The 20,001-nt window shown below is 32.7% G+C and carries 19 protein-coding genes, 1 rRNA gene and 1 pseudogene; 11 read left to right on the top strand and 10 right to left on the bottom strand.

Annotation, left to right across the window (positions count from 1 at the left end; genetic code table 11):
* Together Q7C23_RS09770 and Q7C23_RS09765 are read right to left on the bottom strand one after the other, a co-directional pair.
* Nucleotides 1–66, bottom strand: a 16S ribosomal RNA gene (locus Q7C23_RS09770); the annotation flags it as partial.
* Nucleotides 67–1,031: 965 nt separating this feature from the next.
* Complete coding sequence (locus tag Q7C23_RS09765; RefSeq protein WP_375032350.1) at nt 1,032–1,712, bottom strand: DUF4294 domain-containing protein; 681 nt, start codon at nt 1,710–1,712, stop codon at nt 1,032–1,034.
* 81 nt (nt 1,713–1,793) lie between these two features.
* On the opposite strand from Q7C23_RS09765, the gene Q7C23_RS09760 reads away from it, so the two are divergent.
* From Q7C23_RS09760 to Q7C23_RS09750, 3 genes and pseudogenes are all read left to right on the top strand, one after another.
* On the top strand, nt 1,794–2,882 hold the full coding sequence (locus Q7C23_RS09760) for a M42 family metallopeptidase (RefSeq protein ID WP_375032349.1): 1,089 nt from the start codon (nt 1,794–1,796) through the stop codon (nt 2,880–2,882).
* Between the two features lie 35 nt (nt 2,883–2,917).
* Nucleotides 2,918–4,213: pseudogene (locus Q7C23_RS09755) on the top strand (efflux RND transporter permease subunit); the annotation flags it as partial.
* A gap of 140 nt (nt 4,214–4,353) precedes the next feature.
* Complete coding sequence (locus tag Q7C23_RS09750; protein WP_375032348.1) at nt 4,354–4,956, top strand: DUF2238 domain-containing protein; 603 nt, start codon at nt 4,354–4,356, stop codon at nt 4,954–4,956.
* A 93-nt stretch (nt 4,957–5,049) separates the two neighbouring features.
* Here the strand turns inward: Q7C23_RS09750 and Q7C23_RS09745 are convergent, their stop codons facing one another.
* Nucleotides 5,050–5,433 (bottom strand): ankyrin repeat domain-containing protein, encoded by a 384-nt coding sequence (locus tag Q7C23_RS09745; RefSeq protein ID WP_072974058.1) that lies wholly within the window; start codon nt 5,431–5,433, stop codon nt 5,050–5,052.
* Between the two features lie 326 nt (nt 5,434–5,759).
* Between Q7C23_RS09745 and Q7C23_RS09740 the strand changes: the two genes are divergently transcribed.
* Nucleotides 5,760–6,299: an SRPBCC family protein gene (locus Q7C23_RS09740; protein WP_375032347.1), complete on the top strand. Its 540-nt coding sequence runs from the start codon at nt 5,760–5,762 to the stop codon at nt 6,297–6,299.
* Between the two features lie 67 nt (nt 6,300–6,366).
* Here the strand turns inward: Q7C23_RS09740 and Q7C23_RS09735 are convergent, their stop codons facing one another.
* The 7 genes from Q7C23_RS09735 to Q7C23_RS09705 all read right to left on the bottom strand — a co-directional run bounded on the left by Q7C23_RS09735 (nt 6,367) and on the right by Q7C23_RS09705 (nt 13,301).
* Entirely contained in the window at nt 6,367–7,320 is a 954-nt protein-coding gene (locus tag Q7C23_RS09735; RefSeq protein ID WP_375032346.1) for a phosphoribosylaminoimidazolesuccinocarboxamide synthase, read from the bottom strand.
* A 100-nt stretch (nt 7,321–7,420) separates the two neighbouring features.
* Nucleotides 7,421–9,769 (bottom strand): prolyl oligopeptidase family serine peptidase, encoded by a 2,349-nt coding sequence (locus Q7C23_RS09730; RefSeq protein WP_375032345.1) that lies wholly within the window; start codon nt 9,767–9,769, stop codon nt 7,421–7,423.
* Between the two features lie 355 nt (nt 9,770–10,124).
* A complete protein-coding gene (locus tag Q7C23_RS09725) occupies nt 10,125–10,430 on the bottom strand; it encodes a hypothetical protein (RefSeq protein ID WP_375032344.1) in 306 nt (101 codons plus the stop codon).
* Between the two features lie 197 nt (nt 10,431–10,627).
* Nucleotides 10,628–11,458, bottom strand: a complete 831-nt coding sequence (locus Q7C23_RS09720; protein WP_375032343.1) for a Cof-type HAD-IIB family hydrolase — start codon at nt 11,456–11,458, stop codon at nt 10,628–10,630.
* 139 nt (nt 11,459–11,597) lie between these two features.
* Nucleotides 11,598–11,960, bottom strand: a complete 363-nt coding sequence (locus Q7C23_RS09715; RefSeq protein WP_375032342.1) for a DUF1801 domain-containing protein — start codon at nt 11,958–11,960, stop codon at nt 11,598–11,600.
* 10 nt (nt 11,961–11,970) lie between these two features.
* Nucleotides 11,971–12,228, bottom strand: a complete 258-nt coding sequence (locus Q7C23_RS09710; RefSeq protein ID WP_375032341.1) for a hypothetical protein — start codon at nt 12,226–12,228, stop codon at nt 11,971–11,973.
* 122 nt (nt 12,229–12,350) lie between these two features.
* Nucleotides 12,351–13,301 (bottom strand): PhoH family protein, encoded by a 951-nt coding sequence (locus Q7C23_RS09705; protein WP_026984005.1) that lies wholly within the window; start codon nt 13,299–13,301, stop codon nt 12,351–12,353.
* Nucleotides 13,302–13,483: 182 nt separating this feature from the next.
* Here Q7C23_RS09705 and Q7C23_RS09700 point away from each other — a divergent pair, with 182 nt between their 5' ends.
* The 7 genes from Q7C23_RS09700 (at nt 13,484) to Q7C23_RS09670 (ending at nt 19,991) form a co-directional block, all read left to right on the top strand.
* Complete coding sequence (locus Q7C23_RS09700) at nt 13,484–14,314, top strand: S-adenosyl-l-methionine hydroxide adenosyltransferase family protein (RefSeq protein WP_375032340.1); 831 nt, start codon at nt 13,484–13,486, stop codon at nt 14,312–14,314.
* Nucleotides 14,315–14,357: 43 nt separating this feature from the next.
* Complete coding sequence (locus Q7C23_RS09695; protein WP_375032339.1) at nt 14,358–14,873, top strand: hypothetical protein; 516 nt, start codon at nt 14,358–14,360, stop codon at nt 14,871–14,873.
* Between the two features lie 157 nt (nt 14,874–15,030).
* Complete coding sequence (locus Q7C23_RS09690) at nt 15,031–15,327, top strand: putative quinol monooxygenase (RefSeq protein WP_375032338.1); 297 nt, start codon at nt 15,031–15,033, stop codon at nt 15,325–15,327.
* A 151-nt stretch (nt 15,328–15,478) separates the two neighbouring features.
* Nucleotides 15,479–16,201, top strand: a complete 723-nt coding sequence (gldF, locus tag Q7C23_RS09685; protein WP_375032337.1) for a gliding motility-associated ABC transporter permease subunit GldF — start codon at nt 15,479–15,481, stop codon at nt 16,199–16,201.
* A complete protein-coding gene (gldG, locus tag Q7C23_RS09680; protein ID WP_375032336.1) occupies nt 16,201–17,886 on the top strand; it encodes a gliding motility-associated ABC transporter substrate-binding protein GldG in 1,686 nt (561 codons plus the stop codon). Before gldF ends, gldG begins: the two co-directional genes overlap by 1 nt.
* Nucleotides 17,887–17,992: 106 nt before the next feature.
* Complete coding sequence (dnaN, locus tag Q7C23_RS09675; RefSeq protein ID WP_026984000.1) at nt 17,993–19,111, top strand: DNA polymerase III subunit beta; 1,119 nt, start codon at nt 17,993–17,995, stop codon at nt 19,109–19,111.
* Nucleotides 19,112–19,361: 250 nt separating this feature from the next.
* Nucleotides 19,362–19,991: a DsbA family oxidoreductase gene (locus Q7C23_RS09670; RefSeq protein ID WP_375032335.1), complete on the top strand. Its 630-nt coding sequence runs from the start codon at nt 19,362–19,364 to the stop codon at nt 19,989–19,991.
* Nucleotides 19,992–20,001 lie beyond the last annotated feature (10 nt).

Genomic DNA, 20,001 nt, shown 5'->3' with positions numbered 1-20,001 from the left:
CTCGACTTGCATGTGTTAAGCCTGCCGCTAGCGTTCATCCTGAGCCAGGATCAAACTCTTCATCGTATATTGTTTGCTTCAATTACTTAAAGCTAATTATTATTCGAATCAGTCTCTATCGGTTCATTTAATTAATCTCTCGATTATCTTACTCTTTATTCTTTTGCTCTAACATCTCTGTTAAAGCGGCTGTCAATTCAATATGTCTACGAACGTGTATTTCTTTTTTGTTTCGCTTGTTTCTCAAAGCGGGTGCAAAAGTAGAAAACTTATTTCTAACTGGCAAATGTTTTTTGAAGTTTTTTTTAGAAAATTTACTTTCCTTTTTCCTCCTCAACTCTACCAATCTATCAATGAACTTTCCATGTTTTGCGGGGTGCAAATGTAACATCCGTTTTCAAATCTCACAAGCTTTTTTGAATCTTTTTTTGAAAAAAAATTTTCAGTTTAAATTCGTCTGCTTGTCAGTATTTCAGTGAACCTCTATCGCTGTTGCGGGTGCAAAAGTACCACCTTTATTTACATTTCCAAGGGTTTTTATTATATAATTTCAATCTTTTTTATAAGTCGCTGGTATGTCGGTTTTTATAAGACAAAGTTTTTTTAGCTTTTACTGGCTTTTGGCTGGTTTGGGTTGCTTTTGTTGGTTTTGCCACAAAGACGCCAGGACACAAAGTTTTATTTTTTCCCTGTTTATTGGGGTTTACTTGCTTTTCAAAAAGACACAAAGCATCTCAATCTTCCTTTTCTCTTCCGGGAAACAAGAAATTTCTTCTGGAAACAGCTCCCTTAACCCCGATAGCAGTGGAAATCCTTTTGCTTTTTTCTTTAAAAAGCAAAAGATTGAAACAGATAGCGGGAGATAGCTCCTTAAAAAACAAATTCCAAATTTTGAAATTGCTTCGCTCAGCCTAACGCAAATATTCCTTACTATATATTATAGTAGAATTTCTCTCCTTATATATATGTTTAAAAAAACAAACCCGGCAGATTTTAATAAACTGTCGGGCTGTTATACTATATATGTATCACTATTGCTCTTTGGGTTCTTTTGCTTTTGCTTCCCAATGATTCATAAGATCATTATAATTTAAAGGGTTTGCTGCTTTCTGATTTATCAATCGGCCAGACTCAAATGCTCTTTGAAGGATGGTTTCTATTAAATAGTCTTCATTGACCTCATATGGCTTGTATTCTTTCTTTAAACTAATATCAAACAAACTGGCGGTTGTATTTGATACGAAGGCTTTGAAACCACTCTTTAAAGTTCGGATTAATTCGTAAGTTGTGATTCCGGTTTGTCTGTGAACTAACTTTACTAAAATTTGACCTTGTTTACGCGAAAGCTTTTTTAATCTTGCTTCGAATTCATTATTAAGGTAGTCTTCTACAATTTTAAAATACTTCTTTTTTTCACGATTGGTTTTCAGGCGTGCCATTCCCTGGTTTAAAGCTGTCAATCTATCTGCAGCCAATTTTGCATACGGATATACTTTATAAACTCTATTCTGAAGAATTAGAAACTGCTTTTGCGCTTCGGGATCGAGCTTGTCTTTGGTAATAATAATCTCTGGCAATTCGATTGTATCGCCCAAAATAGAATCTCGTTCTGTTAGAATATAGCCCATTTGCTCATTTTCTTTTGGTGTAACCTGAGCCTGGCTTGAAAACGAAATCAATATAAAGAATAAAAGAATGTAGGTAAATCTCATCGAGTCATAATTTAAATGTAAAATTATATATTTATATACAACTCTGATACCAAATTTATAAATTAGCAAAAAAATATTTTTATGAGTACTGAATCTATCTTAAAAGATACCTCAATTGCTTTCCTGGAAAGCTACCTAAATAACGCCTCACCTACCGGATATGAAAGTGAAGGACAAAAACTTTGGATGAATTATTTGAAACCATATGTTGATACTTTTATTACCGATACTTACGGAACGGCGGTTGGAATTATAAATCCTGATGCCCCTTTTAAAGTTGTAATTGAAGGACATGCGGATGAAATTTCGTGGTATGTAAACTATATTACTGACGATGGTTTACTGTATGTAATTCGTAATGGTGGTTCTGATCATCAGATTGCGCCATCGAAAAGGGTTAATATTCATACTAAGAAGGGAATTATAAAAGGTGTTTTTGGATGGCCAGCGATTCATACTCGTTTGCGTGACAAAGAGGAGATTCCGAAATTGAGTAACATTTTTATTGATTTGGGTTGTGAAACCAAAGAGCAAGTTCTTGAAATGGGCGTTCATGTGGGTTGCGTTATTACTTATCCCGATGAATTTATGATTTTAAACGAAAATAAATTTGTTTGTCGTGCTATAGATAATAGAATGGGCGGTTTTATGATTGCTGAAGTTGCTCGTTTATTGCATGAAAATAAAAAAACACTTCCATTTGGATTGTATATCGTTAATTCAGTTCAGGAAGAAATTGGTTTACGTGGTGCCGAAATGATTGCACAAACGATTAAACCAAATGTTGCTATAATTACTGATGTATGCCACGATACTACTACTCCAATGATTGATAAAAAAGTAGAAGGTGATCTTAAAATGGGTAAAGGTCCTGTAATTGCTTATGCTCCTGCAGTTCAAAATAAACTGCGTGATTTAATTGTGGATACTGCTGAGGAAAATGAAATCCCGTTTCAACGTAGTGCGATTTCAAGAGCAACCGGAACAGACACCGATGCTTTTGCTTATAGTAATGGCGGTGTAGCATCTGCATTGATTTCCTTACCTTTACGATATATGCATACAACTGTTGAAATGGTTCACAGAGAAGATGTTGAAAATGTGATTCAGTTGATTTATGAATCATTATTGAAAATTGAAAATAATGAGACTTTCTCTTATTTTAAATAAGAAAGAAATTTAAAACGTCAATTCGGTCAGTATTCGCTTCAATGATTCGAAAAGATTTGGAAAGTTTTCCGGAAGTAAAAAATGTATTATCTCAAACAGGTCGAAGCAACGACGGAACAGATCCAAATGGATTTGGATTTATTCAGCTTCAGGTTGATTTGAAACCAAAATCGGAACGGACTAGAAAAATCAGTATAGATGACTTGATTAATGAAATGGACAATAAACTGAAAGTACATCAGGGAATTACCTATAATTATTCTCAACCCGTTATTGATAACGTGGCCGAATCTGTAGCTGGTTTTAAAGCTTCAAATGCTGTGAAAATTTATGGAGATGATTTAGATAAACTCGATGAATTATCAAATGAAATTCTCGCAACAATCAAAGATATTCCAGGTATAAAAGACGCCGGGATTCTGCGAAACGTTGGTCAGCCAGAAATCAGTGTGATTCTTGACGGAGAAAAAATGGCTGCTTACGGTGTAACATTGAGCGATGCTCAGGCTGTTTTAGAATTGGCTTTTGGAGGAAAAACGGCTACTCAAAAATATGAAGACGAGAAAGATTTGGCCGAACTTAAAGTTCCGACTATTAGTGGAGTTAAAATTCCGTTGAAAGAAATCTGCGATATTAAAACCGTAACGGGTCCACCTTTCATTTACAGAGACAATACAAAACGCTTTATTGGAGTAAAATTCTCTGTTCGCGACCGTGATTTAGGAAGCACCATCGCAGAAGCACAGAAAAAAGAGGCCGAATTGAAAATGCCAAACGGTTACACAACCGGATGGACAGGAGAATTTGAAAACCAAGTTCGTGCCAGTGCGCGTTTGGCTCAGATCGTACCAATCAGTTTAATTGGAATATTTGTATTGTTGTTTATTTTGCTCGGAAATATTAAAGATTCGTTGCTCGTTTTAGCGAATGTTCCGTTTGCGATTATTGGTGGAATTATGGCGTTGCATATTACGGGAATGAATTTTGGAATCTCAGCTGGTGTTGGTTTTATTGCTCTTTTAGGAATTTGTATTCAAAATAGAGTTATTCTGATCTCTGAATTTCATCATAATCTGAAGGCAAAATTTACCCTCGAAGAATCCATTTTCATGGGAGTAAAAGCCAGAACGAGAGCAGTAATTATGACCGCTTTAATGGCATCGATTGGTTTAGTGCCTGCTGCAATTTCAACCGGAATTGGTTCTGAATCACAAAAACCATTGGCCATCGTGATCATTGGAGATTTAATAACAGTAACTATTTTAACGCTATTAGTTTTTCCAATTATATTTTGGGTTTTCAATCGAAAAAAACATGTTCCTATTGAGTAGTAAATTTAAATTGATTAATTGGTTAAATTAATTTGATTCGGTTAAAAAAGAAAAAACACCATTATTTTTTAATGGTGCTTTTTTTATTTCGTTACATTTTAGTTTGATATATTGCATACAATATTAGTTAAATAAAATTCATGAAATACATCTATTTTTTGCTCTCTGTCTTTGCAATTTCTTTACTAGCTTCAATTATAAATCCAAAAGAAGGATTTACGTGCTTTCTTGAAGTTATTCCAGCGATTATTGGATTTTTGATTTTAGCATTTACTTTCAACAAATTTCGCTTTACCAATTTCACTTATACACTGATCTTAATTCATTGTATTATTCTATTTATTGGAGGACATTATACATATGCTGAAGTTCCTTTCTTTGATTATATAAAAGAAGTTTTTCATCAAAGTCGAAATAATTATGATAAAGTTGGACATTTTGCGCAGGGGTTTGTTCCAGCTATGATTATAAGAGAATTGTTTATTCGAAAAGAAGTCATCAATAATAAAAGTTTTTTCAACTTTATTATTGTCAGCATTTGTTTAGCAATTAGTGCAGCTTACGAATTTATCGAGTGGTTCGTTTCTCTGGCAACAGGTGAAGGTGGAGATTCGTTTCTTGGAACACAAGGGTATATCTGGGATACTCAATCTGATATGCTATATGCAACTATTGGAGCAATTATAGCATTAGTTCTGTTTTCAAAAATTCAGGACAAGCAAATTCATAAAATAGATTCTTAATCTCAACTTCGTTTAATATATAAAATAAAAACGGCCTTCTGCTCAAGGAAGGCCATTTTTTTATACTAACTCAAACTAATTTAAACGAAACTGTTATTTTAAATCTTTTAAAATAGCGATTGCTTCTGTTGCGTTTGATAATTCTGCATATTTCAAAGCAGTATATTTTTTCTCATTTTTATCACCAGGACGTGCACCGTTTTCTAGCAATACTTTAAGAATTTCAACTTTGTTATAACGTGCTGCAATCATTAAAGGTGTCATGTCTTCTGATTGTTCATTTACGTCTGCACCGTATGCAATAAATTTTTTCACTACTTCTAAATCTCCTTTACTAACTGCTACATGCAATGGAGCTGAAAAACTATGTGATACTTCAATTTTTGGATTCACCACTGATGATGTGTGATTCGCTGCCATAGAAACATTGGCAAAAGCTACTAAAGCTACTCCTAAAATAATTACTGATTTTTTCATGTTGATTGATTATTAAATTGATTGATTAATGATGATTTTTAATTTCTATGTAAATGTAATCCTATTTTTTGTATTATGCATTACCAAGTACCTTGTTTTAACTAATTCTTAACATTCATTTAATAGAAACCTAATAAACTTTCCTGAATGTTAAATTATCGTTTCATATATAGACGCTCAAATATTCATTTTGTTACAGTTTAAATCAAAAAAAAATAAAAAATGATAGAAAAATTTTAGAATACCATAAAACCAACCTTTTACTTTTTTAACTTTACTATTGAAAACTAGTTAATAAACCAATACTAATCTTAAAACCATACCATATGCTTATCATCAAAAGAATTTTACTTGTACTGATACTACTTGTATCAATTGTATTACTTGCAGCTTATTTTATGCCAAAAGATTATGCTGTCGAAAGAGAAATTACTATAAATAAGCCTGCTGATAGTGTTTTTAATTATGTGCGATATTTAAAGAATCAAAATGAATTTAGTGTCTGGGCTAATATTGATCCGAAAATGAAATCAACTTACACAGGAACAGACGGATCTGTTGGTGCTATAGCAGCATGGGAAAGTGATCTAAAAGATGTTGGTGTTGGAGAACAGGAAATTACCAAGATAACAGAAGGAAAGCGTATTGACTTTGCATTACGTTTTAAAGAACCCATGAATGACACTGCTGTTGGTTTTATGTCTACAGAAGCTGTAGCTGGAAATCAAACCAAAGTAAAATGGGGGATCAACGGTGTTTTTCCTTATCCAATGAATGTCATAATGCCGATGATGAAAATGGATGAAATGGTTGGCAAAGATTTACAAAAGGGCCTTGAAAATTTGAAAACTAAAATGGAGCAATAAAAATAATAGCCCCAGATTAAAATAATTTAATCTGGGGCTATCCCTATAAGTTTAAAACTGAAAATTACTATTTAGAACTAAGATATTCCAATACATTTTTATTAATACGCTGATCAATATTTGCAATATCAGCTTTAACAAATTTTTCTCCTAAAATATTCTCGTATAATTCAATGTATCTTTCAGACACAGATTCAATATATTCATCAGTCATATTTGGAATTTGTTGTCCTTCCTGACCTTGAAAACCATTCTCGATCAACCAACGACGTACAAACTCTTTTGACAATTGTTTTTGCTCCTCACCTTTTTCCTGTCTTTCCTGATATCCATCAGCATAAAAGTAACGTGAAGAATCCGGAGTATGAATTTCATCAATCAAAACAATTACGCCATCTTTCGTTTTTCCGAATTCATATTTTGTATCAACTAAAATCAAACCACGGCTTGCAGCAATTTCAGTTCCTCTTTCGAATAAATCACGAGTGTATTTCTCCAAAACAATATAATCTTCTTCAGTAACGATTCCTTTTGCCAAAATATCCTCACGAGAAATATCTTCATCATGAGAACCGTTATCCGCTTTTGTAGTTGGCGTAATAATCGGTTCGGGAAATTTATCATTTTCCTTTAAACCTTCTGCCATAGTTACACCACAGATTTGTCTTTTTCCTGCAGCATATTCTCTTGCAGCATGTCCTGAAACATAACCACGAATTACCATTTCTACTTTGAATGGCTCGCATAAATGTCCAACAGCAACGTTCGGATCTGGTGTAGCAATCAACCAATTTGGAACAATATCTTCTGTTAACTCCATAAATCGTGTCGCAATCTGATTCAAAATTTGTCCTTTGTATGGAATCCCTTTTGGTAAAACTACGTCAAAAGCAGAAAGTCTATCGGTTGCTACCATCACTAAAAGTTCGTCATTAATATTGTAAACTTCCCTAACTTTTCCGCGGTACACTGATTTCTGATTCGGAAAATTAAAATTTGTTGTTGTAATTGTATTGCTCATTATCCTAAGTTGTGTTGTTGTTTTACGAATGCAAATTTAAAACTAATTAAAAGAGCAAACAAGAAAGTATTCCATTTTCAGTTGCAGTTTTCACTGTAAACTATTTTTTAAGAAGCGTTGAATTAAATAAGTTTAAAATTCTGCCGTATTCATCTATCCAGGAATAGGTTTCTTTAAATCCATGCGATTCTACAGGAAAAGAAGCTAAGCTCCAGTTCTTCTTCTCTAACTCTATAAAACGCTGGGACAAACGTACAATATCTTTATATTCTACATTATCATCAACCATTCCGTGTAGCATTACAAGGTTTCCTTTCAAATTATCCGCAAAATATATTGGTGAGCTTTTTTTATAAGCTTCTGGATCAGTCTCTGGAAAATTCAAAATATTTCCTGTATATCCATGGTTATAGTGCGCCCAATCTGTAACAGAACGCAAAGCGGCACCCGAAGCAAATTCACCTGGAGTCGTCAACATTCCCATTAAAGTAATAAAGCCTCCATAGGAACCACCATAAATCCCTACTCTATCACCATCAATACCATATTTTTCCACCAATAATTTCTTACCATCAAGATGATCTGATAAATCTTTTCCTCCCATAAAACGATAAATCCCAGTTCTGAAATCTCTACCGTAACCGTCACTACCTCTATAATCGATATCCAAAACAGTATAACCTAAATCAGTCAACAAATTATGAAACATATATTCTCTGTAATAATTACTCCAAAAATTATGAGCATTTTGAAGATACCCTGCACCGTGTACAAAAATTACGGCTGCCTTGTTGGCAACTTCAGCTTTAGGCGTATAAATTCTTGCATTAACCGGTGTTCCGTCTTGCGCTTTGAATGTAATTACTTCAGGAGTTCTCCATTGATATTGTTTGAAAGCTTCCGTAGTTGAAGAAGATATTTGCTGTAAAACTGCATTCTTTTTATTGTCTGCTACATAAAAATCCCAAGGAATATTTTTATAAGAATAACGAACTAGTAGTAATTTTTCATCTGGAGAAAGCACAACTTCATGTGCTCCATCTTTCGTTAAAATAGGCTGTAAAATACCATCAGCCACAACTAATTTATAAAAATTTCTATTTCCGGGATGGGTTGTGTTTGTAGTTAAATAAAATGCTTTTTTATCTTTCGAGAGCGTAACATCACGAACTTCCCAATTTCCTTTTGTTAGTTGTGTTTTCTTTTTAGTCTTTACATTATAAGTATACAAATGAGAATATCCTGTAGCTTCTGATTGAAAATAAATGGTTTCCTGATCTGTTAAGAAACCAAGAGTTCCTGATTCAAAAGAATATCCCGGAATTCCAGGTCCACCAATCCAGGCTTCGTCATGCTGGTATTCTATTTCTTCAAAAGTTCCTTTATCTAAATTTAAGTTTACTAACCACCTGTCTTTGTTATCTTGACTTCTGATTTCAATAATCGCTATTGAACCATCTTCATTATAAACGGGCGCTTGAGGCACAATCAATTTATCTTCTTTAGGTTTGTTTTTTAAATTATCATACAATTCATAATACTTTGGTACATCCTGAATATGACTTAAAGATGAAAAATTTAAATAGTAGACCGAATCTTTTGCAACAGAATAAATTCCGAATTTAGTTTTAACAAAATTGGCAGTAGAAACTTTCTCTTTTGTTTCCGGAGTTTGATTATAACCATCAGAAGTAATAAAAACCTCCATTGTTTCCTTTTTTATTTCAGGTTCTTCAACTAATAAAAAAGTTGCAAAATTTCCATTTGGATTTGCTTTCAAGTTAAAAAACTGGTCTTTTCCATAAAAATACTCTTTTGCAAAATCAGATTTTACTGCTTTGCTTTTAGCAAGATTCCATCGTTTTTTTGCTTCCTTATCTTTAATAAATTGAAATAATTCTTTTTGTTGCGTGTTTAAAAAGTTCTCTTTTTCAGGTTTCACATCCTTTTTAATTCCTTTATTAAAGTTGGTTATCTGTAAAACGGTTCCTTCTTTAATATTATACTTGAAAATATTATCATTTTGTTCAAAAAACAAGATACCAGTTTGAGCCCCTAACTGCAAATTAGAAATTGCTGTAGATTGCTGAATTAATTTCTTTGAAGTTTTAGATTGAATTGAATAGGAATACAAACTTCCTTTGTCCAGATAATAAACAACATCTGACCCTGGTTTAGTTTTAAAATCCATTTGAGAAAAAACAGCTTCTTTTGGAGAAACTAGCTCTGGTTTGGTCATTCCCTTCTGCCAGAAATAAGTGCTTGTTCCTAATTCATTTTTCGGATTCCATTCAAAATAAACCTTTCTTCCGTCTAAAGACCAGCGTCCGTTTGTTGGTTGATTTCCAATAAAAGATTCACCTTTCATTATTTCTTCTAATTTCAAATTCTGACTTTTACCAGTAATCGAAAGAAATAAAAAGGCAAGGATAAAAATGTTTTTTGTCATGGTAGCTGTTTTGAGAAAACAAAAATACACTTTGAAAGTTATTAAAAAAATTGTTTTTCTCTATTGCGCTCCAAGCCTTAAATTAGAAGTCAATAAAAAGAAAATCCCTGAAAAAACTTTCAGGGATTACTTATTTATGCTTATTAAAAAATCATTTAAAATCCAAAATTCCTTTTCCCATTGATTTTATAGACTCGTTCAAACTTCCTAAAGTTGTCTCTGACAGTCTTTTAATATTTGACGCATTTACTACATAAATTTGCCCATGATCTTTAGAAGGTGCTGCAGGTACAAAAACTACGGCATTTCCATCGGCATTTTCTTCAATTAGATGTGCGGGTTGCCAATATTCACCTTATTTTAATAAAATTGGCAAATCTGTAATTGGTTTTCCCATTTCTTTTGCTAATTTTTCTTCTGCTAATTTTTTATTCTTTTCATAGCCTGGCAAGAAAACCATTAATTTATTATCAATCCATTCCGTAAATTTTTTCAGGAAAGAAAACTGCATTAAAGAACCACTGAAATAAATCAATACTAATAAAAAGATACCTCCCATAACATCACTTGCAATTGGTCCGAAGACTTTATCTAAACGCAAGAACTGAGAAAATTTATCTTCATACTTTTGAAAAAATCCCCAAACTTTCTCAAGAATCATAAAAAAAAACAACCAGAGGTAATAAAAAGGATAATTCCGGAAATACAATTTTTCTGAAGCTGAAGTAAAAATTTGTCCATAATACTGATAATTAAGTTAATTATTTAAAATAGGTTTCACCAACTCTGGTAAATTTCCTATAAATTTATACATTTAGCTTTAATCAGTAATATCTTTAATTAGTAAATACCTACAAATTAACCAATTACAAATTCTCTATCCAATATTTTTGAAGAAATATATCTGGCAACGCCGTCTTCGGCATTGGTTTTAATAACCTCTAAATTAGGCAACGTATCTTTTAGTAAAGCTGGAGCATTCCCCATAATCAAGCCTTTTCCCGATACAGACAACATTTGAACATCGTTGAAACCATCTCCAAAAGAAACTGCTTCTTCTAAAGTAAATCCTTCTTTTTCTAAAACGACTTCAATTGCAACTGCTTTATCTACAGCTTTATCCATAAATTCTAAACAAGTAGGCAAACTAAAAGCATGATGTAAATGTTCTGAAGAACTCGCCAAAATAGCATCTTTTAACTTTACTAATTTTTCATGATCATCGCAGGAGAAGAATATTTTGATTGCTCCAAAATCTTCCAAAGTTTTATAATCAACCAATTCTGGGCGATATTTTAATTCAGACTGAAAAGCATTTAATTTTTCATTTATTCTATTGGTTTGCCAAACATTTTCTTTGAATAAAACTACCGTAATAGCAGGGTCAATATCAACATTCAAAGCATTTTTTACAACCTCACTGTCTAAGTTGAATGAAAAAAGCTCTTCTTTTTCTGGAGAATGAATTCTCGCTCCGTTTGAACTCACTAGATAAACCGGAACTTCAAGTGTTTCAATAATAGCCATAGCATCAAGATGATGACGGCCTGTAGCAACAACGATAAGATAATTTTGATTGTGAAGTTCCTGAAAAATGGATTTGGTGTAATCTGAAATTTTGTGTTGAGGGTTGAGTAAAGTTCCATCAAGGTCACTTACTACAACTTTTATATTTTTAAGCTTAGTCATATTAAAGATCAAATATTTATGAAATACAAATTTATAGCTTTATGCTCAGAAGAGCAAAGATTGCAAGCTGTAAAAGCCCGAAATACGTGAAGTTTATTATTTATTTAACTATTTCGTTAAATATTGAATTACAAATAATTTAAACTTTTACAATTCCGGATTTGTATAAATCTAAGGCTTTCTCAATAACTTTTTCGATTTGTTCCAAAGGCAAATCTTCATCAGGATTAAACAACATAATTTTCATTCTCGAACGTGCTTCCTGAAGCAAAAAGGATTCATCAAAATATTTTCCTTCGACAATTCCGATATAAGGCTGTTTGTGTTTTTTATGAGTCCATAAATAACAGAACATTTTTCCTTTGTAACAGAAAAAAGGCATTCCGTATTTGAGGACGTGAGTAATTTCAGAATCTTGTTTTAGGATAATTTCTTTTAATGCAAAAAACATGCCTTTTACAGGTTCTTCTTGTTTTAAATAGAAATCATCTAGTTGTTTCATCACTTCTTATCTATTCGTAAATTCTTGCGCCTTTAAAAATATCTGAAAACGTTTTCCAGTCAGGTTTATCTGCATTAATATTTTGCTTTGTATTATCATAATATCCTTGAATACCTTCAGCATAAGAACTTAAAACTTCTAAAAAATCAGGCAAAGTTTTACTTTCCCAACTTTCAGAATTTTGCAAAAAATCTTCTCTGAGTAAATCAATAAATTCTACAAAACTTTCTCTATTGGTAACATTAAAATCATTAATTGTATGGGTCATAGTACTTTATTTAATAGTAAAAAAAAATTCGTTTTCCACATTCCCATAAAAGATGATGTAGAAAACGAATATTAGTAAATGCCAAAACACATTTCACGATTTACATTTGACATTCTATAAAATTAATCGTGGTTTTCAATTTGTTTATAAGCGTCAATTACCTTTTTCACTAATCTGTGACGTACGATATCTTTATCATCCAGATAAATAATTCCGATTCCGTCAACATCTTTCAGAACCAAAATAGCTTCTTTAAGACCAGAAATAGTTCTGCGTGGTAAATCGACCTGTCCAGGATCTCCCGTAATCATAAATTTGGCGTTTTTTCCCATACGGGTCAAAAACATTTTCATTTGTGAGTGGGTAGTATTCTGTGCCTCGTCGAGAATTACAAAGGCGTTATCGAGTGTGCGACCACGCATAAATGCCAATGGCGCAATCTGAATAATTCCTTTTAAAATATAATCTTCGAGTTTTTCGTTCGGAAGCATGTCGCGCAAAGCATCATAAAGAGGTTGCATGTACGGATCCAGTTTTTCTTTCATATCGCCGGGTAAGAAACCAAGATTTTCTCCTGCTTCTACCGCTGGTCGCGTGAGTATGATCCTTTTTACTTCTTTGTCTTTAAGCGCTTTAACCGCCATTGCTACACCGGTATAAGTTTTACCGGTTCCGGCAGGACCAACAGCAAATACCATATCATTTTTTTTGATGGTATCTACCAGTAGCTGCTGGTTAGGCGTCATGGCCTTAATTATTTTACCTCCAACACCATGAACTAATATTTTGTCATGATCGTATGATTTTTTTTCATCCTGACCATCACTCATAATTACGCGTTCAATTACATTGTCATCAATGTTGTTGTATCGGGTAAAATGCAGCATTAACCTTTGAAATCTTTTTTCGAATTCATCTAAAACTTCTTTTTCGCCAAATGCTTTTAAAGTCGTCCCTCTCGCTACTATTTTAAGCTTTGGGTAGTACTTTTTAATTATTTCAAGATGAGAGTCTTGAGCGCCCCAAAAGTCTTTTGGAGCGATGTCTATTAGCTCGATAATTCTTTCGTTCAAATGAAGTAGTTTTAAATTAAAAATAAATCAGTTTTATAAATCGTGGTTGTCGGGTATGTTCATATCTTTAAATGCAAATTGTCTTTTCTTTCTTTCAATTTGTATTTAGTATTATTAGATTTGCATTTCTCAAATTTAATGAAAATTAGATTTAAATACTACCAATAGTTATAAACAAAATTATGTCAATAATTACCCTTACTACTGATTACGGCTTAAAAGACCACTTTGTTGGTTCGCTAAAGGGTAAAATTCTTTCTGAATATTCAGAGGTTCAAATTGTTGACATTTCGCATGATATAGATCCGTTTAATACTGCCGAAGCAAGTTATGTTATTGGCGCCTCCTATTTAAGTTTTCCTAAAGGAACCGTACACCTTATAGGTGTTGATATTGAGCGTAATAAAGAAAATCAGCATATTGCCATGCAATGGAACGATCACTACTTTATTTGTGCTGATAATGGAATCCTGAGTATGCTTACGCAGAAAATCGTTCCTCAAAAAATTGTCGAAATCAATATTCACGACCGTTTTCCGGCTGAATTCAGTGACTTAGATATTTTCATACAAGTAGCCTGTCATATTGCAAAAGGCGGTTTGCTGAATGTTATTGGAAAAGAAGTTACTGGAATTAAACAGATTACCGAATTACAAGCTGTAGTTGCCAACGACGGAAATTCGCTAAAAGGATATGTTATTTACATTGACCATTTTGGAAATATTGTAACCAACATCTCAAAACAGCAATTTATAGAAGTTGCCAAAGGCCGTCCCTACGAAATCGTGATGAAGCCTAAAAGCATCAAAACAATTCTGCCAAATTATTCAGCAATTGCAACATCTGATAAATATCCAATCAAAACTTACGAAGGAGAAAAATTAGCCATTTTTAATGAAGCTGGTTTTCTTGAAATTGCCATTTTTAGGAGTAATCCTTCAAAAGTGGGTTCTGCAAATAGCTTGTTGGGATTGAATTATAGGGATGTTATTACGATTCAATTTTTGAGTTAGATTTTTTTAAAAGATTTACATTATTACAATACTAAAAAGTAATATGGAAAAAATTAAAGACATACATCAAGGCGATCTTTTAACCTTTAAAGATGTTAGCGGCAAATACAAAGTTCTTCTATGTACAAGTACCTATAAAGAAAGAAGTCCGCATACTTTTACCTTTTGCGCATTAAATATTGATACTATTGAAAAGCCTACAGTTGCAGCAATTAAAGAAAGTAGCTTTTTCGGGGTTGAACACACTACAAAGAGTAACTTCTATAAACATTCAGATGAAGAATTAGAAAAAATGTGGACAATTCATCCAGAAATAAAACCATACCTTTTAGGTAGTTATAATTTCATTATATGGAAGAAAGATTTTATGAAATTTCGTGATAATTTTGAATCTATGGGCAACCTGAAAATCGTTAATAATATTGATAAAAGTGGGAATGGCGGTGTAAATGCAAGTAGTTGGGAGTATTTAAAAAACTTATTCAATGAAAAACTTCTTGAAATGATGAGCGAAAAAGATCAAAAAGCTTTTAAATTAAAATCAATAATTAAGCAATAATCAGAATACAAATTAAGGTCTAATTTAAAGTTATTAAAAAATTGTTTTCACAAGAAACAGAATTATAATAAAAAGAACAATCAATTTTGATACTTTTGCGCGCGTATTGCGGATTTTTCAATCTAAAAATCCACAATCTAAATTTTAAAATTATAACATGTTTGTTCGAATAGTTAAAATGAGTTTTCACGAAGAAAAGATCCTCGATTTTCTGGAGAATTTTGAAACCGTAAAAGATAAAATAAGAAATACCGAAGGAAATCGTTTTTTAGAATTGTATCAGGATAAAAATGACAAATGTATCTTTTTCACATATAGTTATTGGGAAACCGAAGAAAATTTAGAGAATTACAGACAATCTGAACTATTCAATTCGGTTTGGAGTTTTACAAAAAAACTATTCAATGCAAAACCTGAGGCTTGGAGTGTCGACAAAATAGTTAGTTTAAATTAATTTAAAGTTCATACTGGATTTGAAAATTGGAACTATTTAACCGCAGAGAGCGCAAAGATTATATTTAAAAGGTTTTCAGAAAACACAAAGTTCGCAAAGTGGAGCAACCTGAAACCTGAAACAAGAAAAACTTGAAACAAAAATAAAACAAATGAAATCAATCATTTTACGAGAAATAAAATCCTTTTTTGGATCTCCTATTGGCTATTTGGTCATTGCTATTTTCTTAATTAGCAACGGACTTTTTTTATGGGTTTTTGAAGGGGATTATAACATATTAAATACTGGTTACGCCGATTTAACCCCGTTTTTCACTTTAGCGCCATGGATCTTGATTTTCCTGATTCCGGCGGTTACGATGAGAAGTTTCTCAGATGAAAAAAAGCAAGGAACATTAGAGTTGCTTTTGACTAAACCATTATCGATTTGGGAAATTGTAAACGGAAAATTTTTGGGTTCTTTATTCCTAATCGTTTTAGCAATTATACCAACATTTATTTATGTGAAAGTCATTTCAAATTTGGGTTTACCTGAAGGAAATATCGATATGGGAAGCACCATTGGTTCTTATTTCGGATTGTTGTTTTTGATTGCTTCTTATTCTGCAATCGGAATCTTCACTTCTACCCTTTCAGAGAATCAAATTGTTGCTTTTATCATTGCGGTCTTTCTATGTTTTTTCTTTTATTTCGGTTTTCAGGGTATATCTTCATTGATTCCAGGCGATTCTTTTGTTTCGGCATTTGGAATGCAGGATCACTTTAAAAGTATGAGTCGGGGCGTGATCGATACTCGTGATGTAATTTATTTTTTAAGTATCACAGTATTGTTTTTGTCTTTTACTGTTTATCAATTAAAATCTTTTAAAGCATAATGAAAGCATCTACTCAACAAAATATCAAAGTTTTAGGTATTACCGTTTTTGTTTTAATTGTTTTAAATGTGTTGGGAACTTTGTTTTTTCACCGATTCGATTTAACCAAAGACAAACGTTATACTTTATCTGAAACTTCTTTGCAAATTGTAAAACAAGTAAAGAATCTGCTTTCCATTAAGATTTATATGCAGGGCGATCTTCCTGCGGATTTCAGACGTTTACAACAGGAAACCAAACAATTATTAGAAGAATTTCAAGCTTATAACAACAATATTGTTTTCGAATTTGTAAATCCGATGGAAAACAAAGACGAAAGCATGGAAATGGTTAAATCACTTTACCAAAAAGGATTAACACCAATAAACATCACAGTTGACGACAAAGGAAAACAATCTCAGGCGATGGTTTTCCCTTGGGCAATTGCCGTTTACGACAATAAAGAAGTGAATATTCCCCTGTTGAAAAACATTATGGGCGCTTCGACTGAACAAAAAGTTATCGGTTCGATTCAGCATTTAGAATATTCTATTTCAGATGCTATCAATAAAATTACTAAAGCAAAACAGAAGAAAGTCGCTTTCATAAAAGGAAATGGTGAAATGAACGAAGTTCATATTGCTAAAATGCTGAGACAAATTAAAGAAAGCTACTATATCGGACCATTCACATTAGATTCTGTTGCTAAAAATCCAAACGGAACTTTAGAAGCTCTTAAAAAATATGACTTAGCCATCATTTCAAAACCAACTGAAACTTTTTCCGATGAAGAAAAACAGGTTTTGGATCAGTTTATCATGAACGGCGGAAAAACATTATGGCTAGTCGATCAGGTTGCTGCCGATATGGATAGTTTGTACAATCAATCCGGAGCAACTCTGGCTTATCCAAGGGATCTGAATTTGAATGACATGTTCTTCAAATATGGGTTCAGAATTAATCCTGATTTAGTAAAAGACGAATACGGAAGTCCAATCAAACTGGCTACCGGAGAACAAGGAAGCGCAACACAATATCAGGAATTCAAATGGAAATACGCTCCAATTGTAATCCCTTCTAGCAAACACCCAATCGTTAAAAATTTAGGCCAAATTAAATTTGATTTTGCCAGCCCGATTGACACTTTGAAAAACGGAATTAAGAAAACGGTTTTATTACAATCTTCACAATATTCTAAGAAAATTGGAACTCCCACCGAAATCAATTTGAATATTGTAACTGAGCAGACTACTCCACAAGAATATTTAAATAAAGGAAACTCTGCTCTTGCGGTTTTATTAGAAGGAGATTTTCATTCGGCTTTCGAGAATCGTGTTTTACCTTTCAAAGAAAATGCATTTCAGGCAAAGGGAAAACCAAATAAAATGATTGTAATTGCTGATGGGGATTTAGCCCGAAATCAATTGGATAAAAACATGATGCCAGTTGAATTAGGCTATGATCAACGTACAGGGAATTTATATGACAACAAAGATTTCATGATGAATTGCATCAATTATTTGTTAGATGATACCGGACTTATTAACATTAGAAGCAAAGATGTTGACTTGCCTTTATTGGATAAGGATAAAGTTTATGAAAACTATACAATGACGCAATTCATAACTATCGGACTTCCAATTCTAATTTTATTGGTTTTCGGACTTGTATTTACTTACATGAGAAAAAGAAAATACAGCAAATAGATGTTAATAAAAAAATTGCAAAACTAAGATAGTTTACGATATATTTGTAATCCGTATATTTAGCCTCTAATTGCTAAAAAACACATCAAAAAATAAAACAAAACAGATGAAATTTATAGTATCGAGTTCGTACTTATTAAAACAATTACAAGTTTTAGGTAGTGTAATTAACAGTAACAACACGTTGCCTATTTTAGACAACTTTTTATTTGAACTAGACAATGATGCGTTGACAGTTTCGGCTTCAGATCTTGAAACTACAATGTCGGCTACATTATCAATCGATTCTAAAAGTAAAGGAAGTGTAGCTGTGCCTGCAAAACTTTTGCTTGAAATTTTAAAAACATTTCCAGAACAGCCTTTAACTTTTACAGTCGAAGACAACAATACAGTTGAAATCAGCTCTAATTCAGGAAAATATGCATTGGCATATGCCGCTGGAGAAGAATTTCCAAAATCAGTGAATCTTGAAGATCCATCTGTAACTTTAGTTCCTGCTGATGTTTTGGCAACTGCGGTTAGCAAAACTATTTTCGCTGCCGGAAATGATGATTTACGTCCGGTAATGTCTGGAGTTTTCTTTCAGTTTTCACCAGAAGGTTTGACATTTGTTGCTACGGATGCTCATAAATTAGTAAAGTATGCCCGTACAGATGTAAAAGCATCTCAGGTAGCTGATTTTATTATGCCAAAGAAACCTTTGAATATCTTAAAAAGTATTTTAGGAAGTTCTGATGCTGAAGTAAAAATTGAATACAACGATTCAAATGCGACTTTCTCATTTGATAATTATATTTTAATGTGTCGTTTGATTGATGGAAAATACCCAAATTACGAAGCGGTTATTCCAAAAGAAAATCCAAATAAATTAATGATTGACCGTTCTTTATTTTTAAGTTCAGTTAAGCGTGTTGCGATTTTCTCAAACAAAACAACACACCAAATTCGTTTAAAAATCGCCGGAGCCGAATTAAATGTTTCTGCAGAAGATATTGATTACTCAAACAAAGCAGAAGAAAGATTGACTTGTGATTATCAGGGAGATGATCTTCAAATTGGCTTCAACTCTCGTTTTTTAACTGAAATGTTGACCAACTTACAATCTGACATGATTATGTTAGAGATGTCATTGCCTAACAGAGCCGGAATTCTTACGCCAGTTGATGGTTTAGAAGAAGGCGAAACTGTTACTATGTTGGTAATGCCAGTAATGTTAAATAGTTAACATCAAAACTTCTTTTTGTTACAGGGATTTTTTTTAGTTTCGAATTAAAGACATATCATTGTAAAAAAAAATATCGCTATTAACCAACCATTTTTTATACCTAGAAACCGCAATTCTTTTTAAAAGATTTGCGGTTTTTTATTTTAGCTTAGTTTCAAGTTTCAAAACTTTGCGGTTACATTCTGTTCAAAGCAAAAACCTGAAACTTGAAAAAATTAAAACCTTAAACAATTTTTATAACTTTGTATTTATGAAAATAGAAATTTGGTCGGACATCATGTGTCCGTTTTGTTATATCGGAAAAAGACAATTGGAAACCGCTTTGGAGGTGTTTCCTGGGAATAATTTTGAAATTGAGTGGAAAAGCTTTCAACTTGACCCAACTATTGAACCGCAATCCGGAAAAGACGTTTATACGTTTTTAGCCGAACGAAAAGGCATTTCAGTTGAACAATCTATAGAAATGCATAAAGGTGTTGTAGAACGCGCAAAAAGCGTAGGTTTGGATTATCATTTTGACAAAGCTATTATTTCGAATTCGCTGACAGCACATCGTATTATCCATTTGGCGAAAGCTAAAAAACTCGACGATGAAATGGAAGAGATTTTCTTTAAAGCTTATTTCACTGATGGCAAAGATCTAAATGATGCTCAAACTTTAATTGAACTGGGAATTCAGGCTGGATTAGATTCAGATGAAGTAAAGGAAGTCGTAGAGAATGAAAGCCTTTATTTAAATGATGTAAGAGGCGATATTAAAGAAGCTCAGGAAATTGGTGTGCAAGGAGTTCCATTTTTTGTTTTTGATCGAAAATATGCTGTTTCTGGCGCTCAGCCCGTTGAGGCATTTGTGAATACGATTAAGGAAGTACAGAAATAATTTTAGATTT

The sequence above is a fragment of the Flavobacterium sp. LAR06 genome, assembly GCF_041946075.1.
Lineage (GTDB): Bacteria > Bacteroidota > Bacteroidia > Flavobacteriales > Flavobacteriaceae > Flavobacterium.
Note: the sequence above shows the minus strand (reverse complement) of the source record. Positions and strands in the feature narration are given on the sequence as shown.

What these genes read in the sequence shown, in the direction of transcription:
- Q7C23_RS09695 (WP_375032339.1), top strand. Translation starts at nt 14,358, where the DNA reads ATGGAAAAAATTAAAGACATACATCAAGGCGATCTTTTAACCTTTAAA.
- Q7C23_RS09750 (WP_375032348.1), top strand. Translation starts at nt 4,354, where the DNA reads ATGAAATACATCTATTTTTTGCTCTCTGTCTTTGCAATTTCTTTACTA.
- gldG (WP_375032336.1), top strand. Translation starts at nt 16,201, where the DNA reads ATGAAAGCATCTACTCAACAAAATATCAAAGTTTTAGGTATTACCGTT.
- Q7C23_RS09690 (WP_375032338.1), top strand. Translation starts at nt 15,031, where the DNA reads ATGTTTGTTCGAATAGTTAAAATGAGTTTTCACGAAGAAAAGATCCTC.
- Q7C23_RS09740 (WP_375032347.1), top strand. Translation starts at nt 5,760, where the DNA reads ATGCTTATCATCAAAAGAATTTTACTTGTACTGATACTACTTGTATCA.
- Q7C23_RS09745 (WP_072974058.1), bottom strand. Translation starts at nt 5,433, where the DNA reads ATGAAAAAATCAGTAATTATTTTAGGAGTAGCTTTAGTAGCTTTTGCC.
- Q7C23_RS09760 (WP_375032349.1), top strand. Translation starts at nt 1,794, where the DNA reads ATGAGTACTGAATCTATCTTAAAAGATACCTCAATTGCTTTCCTGGAA.
- Q7C23_RS09720 (WP_375032343.1), bottom strand. Translation starts at nt 11,458, where the DNA reads ATGACTAAGCTTAAAAATATAAAAGTTGTAGTAAGTGACCTTGATGGA.
- Q7C23_RS09670 (WP_375032335.1), top strand. Translation starts at nt 19,362, where the DNA reads ATGAAAATAGAAATTTGGTCGGACATCATGTGTCCGTTTTGTTATATC.
- Q7C23_RS09700 (WP_375032340.1), top strand. Translation starts at nt 13,484, where the DNA reads ATGTCAATAATTACCCTTACTACTGATTACGGCTTAAAAGACCACTTT.
- Q7C23_RS09730 (WP_375032345.1), bottom strand. Translation starts at nt 9,769, where the DNA reads ATGACAAAAAACATTTTTATCCTTGCCTTTTTATTTCTTTCGATTACT.
- Q7C23_RS09710 (WP_375032341.1), bottom strand. Translation starts at nt 12,228, where the DNA reads ATGACCCATACAATTAATGATTTTAATGTTACCAATAGAGAAAGTTTT.
- gldF (WP_375032337.1), top strand. Translation starts at nt 15,479, where the DNA reads ATGAAATCAATCATTTTACGAGAAATAAAATCCTTTTTTGGATCTCCT.
- dnaN (WP_026984000.1), top strand. Translation starts at nt 17,993, where the DNA reads ATGAAATTTATAGTATCGAGTTCGTACTTATTAAAACAATTACAAGTT.
- Q7C23_RS09725 (WP_375032344.1), bottom strand. Translation starts at nt 10,430, where the DNA reads ATGATTCTTGAGAAAGTTTGGGGATTTTTTCAAAAGTATGAAGATAAA.
- Q7C23_RS09765 (WP_375032350.1), bottom strand. Translation starts at nt 1,712, where the DNA reads ATGAGATTTACCTACATTCTTTTATTCTTTATATTGATTTCGTTTTCA.
- Q7C23_RS09735 (WP_375032346.1), bottom strand. Translation starts at nt 7,320, where the DNA reads ATGAGCAATACAATTACAACAACAAATTTTAATTTTCCGAATCAGAAA.
- Q7C23_RS09715 (WP_375032342.1), bottom strand. Translation starts at nt 11,960, where the DNA reads ATGAAACAACTAGATGATTTCTATTTAAAACAAGAAGAACCTGTAAAA.